Source organism: Pseudomonas sp. FSL R10-2189 (genome assembly GCF_009600325.1).
Lineage (GTDB): Bacteria > Pseudomonadota > Gammaproteobacteria > Pseudomonadales > Pseudomonadaceae > Aquipseudomonas > Aquipseudomonas helleri.
The window spans coordinates 1-3,166 of sequence record NZ_WIVZ01000073.1 but is presented as its reverse complement, the minus strand read 5'-3'; the positions used below and the strand labels follow the sequence as shown (position 1 = coordinate 3,166).

Sequence of the window (3,166 nt, the reverse complement as noted above, 5' to 3'; positions counted from 1 at the left end):
GTTTTGGAAGCGGGATTGTTTCGCTTAGCAAGCTCAGAAAATTAACTGACTGTTGCACTTGCTCCTTGAGACCGCCAGGGGTGGATCTGAGCTTGGCTTGGCGCAGCTATTATAGTGATGGTTTAACCGAAATACCGGGCACTTCTTTGAATATGACTGAATATCCTGTTAGCAAAGAAAATGAGCAAGACGGTATTCTGTGGTTTATTCCTTACGAAAAACATTTGAAGCCCACTTATGGAGGGGAGGCCGAGCAGTATGGTTATGGCCGTGCCCAGTACCAGATTGTAATTCTTGGGGAGCCTGTGCCTTCAAATTCCTCGGCTATCATGATCGCTATGGGGCGAGGGGGCTCACCTGAATCATGTGAAATTCCGCCACCACGTCCTATAAAGCATGACTAAGCAGCTAATGTTTTAGGTGTAGGAGAAGTCTTCAGTCGAACGGGCATGTAGGGCATTTCTTGGATATGTTAGGAAATACCCTACATAAAAAAAACGGATAGGGCTGTAGGCTTATTCGCTTTTGCAGTGTTCAGGTGACTGGCACTAAACCTTTTTGAAGTAAGACTTTTCCTTAGACGGTAATAAGCATGAAAAAAAAGCATTTTCATAAGTCTCCATTGCAGTCGAGTCAGCTGTGTATGTTGGGGCTGGTTCCTTTATTATTGACAAGCCCTATGGCCGTAGCTCTTGTTATAGATAATAGAGAGGCTACGATTAACGGTACTTGGGCTCCTGATGATTATCAACTTATCAATGCGGCTAAGCTCACCGCCACAGGCGCTCAGGCACATGAAATTAGCGTCACCTCCCAGTCAGAGCTAATCCTCGCGGGGTCAACGGTACAAGCTCAAGGTATTGCAGCAGGGATTACGGTGACCAATAGCAAGGCGACGATCACCGGTAGCACGGTGTCTAGTGCCAGAACCGGTCTGCTGATCAATAGTTCTCTAGGGATGCTCCGATCAACTTGCTGCGCGGCGGCCGCAAGTCGTAATTTGCACGGCACGCAGCGCTATTTGCTCAAAACGACCTGATGCAGTGTTCATCGAGGGCGTTTTTCGCCCGGTTTTCCATGTTAAGCGCGCAACTCGCCCATACCCATCAGTTGTTTTCGAGCCATCCACAGGTTCGACAGGGCGAACAATGTGGTCAACTGAGCCGTGTTTTTCATCAGCCCACGAAAGCGCACTTTCACGTACCCAAATTGGCATTTGATCACCCGAAACGGATGTTCGACCTTGGCCCGTGTCTGGGCTTTGCAGTACTCAATCTTGCGCTTGGCCTTGTAGAGCACGCTGCGTTTATTCAACTTGGAATAGGTGCTGCGGCGCGCCGCGATTTGCCAGATCACTTCACGATTTTCATGCTCTTCACGCTTCTCAACGCCGGTGTATCCGGCGTCTGCATACACTGCATTTTCTTCGCCATGCAAAAGCTCGGCGACCTGTGTGACATCGGCGACGTTGGCGGCGGTGCCGTGGACGTGATGAACCAAGCCGGACTCGACATCAGCGCCAATATGGGCCTTCATTCCGAAGAAATACTGGTTACCTTTTTTGGTCTGATGCATCTCGGGGTCGCGCTTTCCCTCTTCGTTTTTAGTCGAACTGGGAGCATGAATAATGGTGGCATCGACGATAGTGCCCTGACGCAGAGACATGCCTTTGCCCTGCAAATAACCATTGATGACCGCGAGGATTGCAGGTGCAAGCTGATGCTTTTCCAATAAGTGCCGGAAATTCATGATCGTGGTGTCTTCAGGTATCGGGGCGCTCAAGGTCAAACGTGCAAACTGGCGCATGGGCGTGATTTCGTAGAGCGTTTCTTCCATGGTCGGATCGCTCAGGGAAAACCAATTCTGCAACAGATGAATACGCAGCATGGTTTCCAGAGGATAGGGTTTTCTGCCGCCACCGGCCTTGGGGTAGAACGGCTCGATCAGGCCCAGCAGACCCGTCCAGGGCACGACCTGATCCATCTCGGCGAGGAAGCGTTCGCGGCGTGTCTGCTTGCGCTTGCCGGCGTATTCGAAATCGGAAAAGCTCATCTGGCTCATAGGCGGCTCGGATCAGGTGGTCAGGCGTATTTCAGCACATTTGAAAACTTGTTCGGAGATTCCCTAGGAGATATCCCAAAACTCGTCAGTGTTGCTGAGAGTTCTATAACGGGTGCTTCTACAGGTGCCGCAGTAGGGCTGGGGCTTCTTGATATCACGTCGACAAGTATTACGGCCACTAATGCAGATGGTTTTGGCTTGCAAGTTTCGAACGGACAAGTCACTGCCTCTGACAGCAGAATTACGGGGGGGGCGAATGGCGTTTGGGTTGTACCGAATAACGACTTGTCGCAAAACGGACGGTTGGAATTTAATAACAATACAATAGTAGAAGGGCAATCCGGTGCGGCTATTTTGGTTGAGGATTTTGGTCTTGCCAATACACCCATAGATGTATTTGTTAACAGTGGTTCCTCTTTGGTTGGCGGCAATGGTGTGTTGCTTCAAGTTAACGGTGCGTCGACTGCTAATATGACTGTTAATAACAGTCAATTAGAGGGTGATGTGGTTGCTGAACCAACGGCGACCGCTCATTTGACGCTTGAGAATTCAGCAACATTAACCGGTAATTTGACACATGTTTCAAACTTGTCACTTAACAGTCAAGGTCAATGGATTATGGTCGGTGACAATATTGGCCAAGTAAGTAATTTGTCGATGAGCGGTGGTTCGGTTCAATTCGGTAAGAATGATGATTTTTTCAAGTTATCCGTGGCCAGTCTTCAGGGGAATGGCACTTTCATAATGGATGCTGACTTTGCTCAGGGCAAGACAGACTTTCTTGAGGTGACTGGCCAAGCAAGCGGCTCGCATAGTTTATTGGTAAGCAGTAGTGGTCAAGATCCGCTGGTCGATACGAAGTTGCATGTGGTGCATATAGGCAGCGGTAATGCACAGTTTTCGCTGGTCAACGGTCGTGTTGATCTCGGTACTTATTCTTATGACTTGGTGCAAGAGGGCAATGACTGGTATTTGGGGTCGACAGGTACTATCAGCCCAGGTACGCGTTCAGTATTAGCGTTGTTTAATGGCTCTTCGCATTTAAGGGTGTAGAAAAAATCTGACCGGCTGGAAAAGGAGTCGAGGATCTTAGAAAATGTAAGCT

General features: G+C 49.1%; 4 protein-coding genes. 3 read left to right on the top strand and 1 reads right to left on the bottom strand.

Features of this window, described 5'->3' with window-relative positions; all coding sequences use genetic code 11:
• The coding region (locus GHO32_RS25800) for a hypothetical protein (protein WP_218581163.1) at positions 1-404 on the top strand (404 nt) is incomplete at its 5' end.
• A gap of 188 nt (positions 405-592) precedes the next feature.
• Positions 593-1,039, top strand: coding sequence for a hypothetical protein (locus tag GHO32_RS25795; RefSeq protein WP_153443077.1), 447 nt, complete (start codon positions 593-595; stop codon positions 1,037-1,039).
• 41 nt (positions 1,040-1,080) lie between these two features.
• On the opposite strand, the gene GHO32_RS25790 is transcribed toward GHO32_RS25795, so the two are convergent.
• Positions 1,081-2,061, bottom strand: coding sequence for an IS5 family transposase (locus GHO32_RS25790; RefSeq protein ID WP_106117533.1), 981 nt, complete (start codon positions 2,059-2,061; stop codon positions 1,081-1,083).
• Between the two features lie 48 nt (positions 2,062-2,109).
• Here GHO32_RS25790 and GHO32_RS25785 point away from each other — a divergent pair, with 48 nt between their 5' ends.
• Complete coding sequence (locus GHO32_RS25785) at positions 2,110-3,114, top strand: pertactin-like passenger domain-containing protein (protein ID WP_153443075.1); 1,005 nt, start codon at positions 2,110-2,112, stop codon at positions 3,112-3,114.
• The last annotated feature ends 52 nt before the right edge of the window (positions 3,115-3,166 follow it).

Coding starts and splice junctions, on each gene's coding strand:
- GHO32_RS25795 (WP_153443077.1), top strand. CDS start 593: ATGAAAAAAAAGCATTTTCATAAGTCTCCATTGCAGTCGAGTCAGCTG.
- GHO32_RS25790 (WP_106117533.1), bottom strand. CDS start 2,061: ATGAGCCAGATGAGCTTTTCCGATTTCGAATACGCCGGCAAGCGCAAG.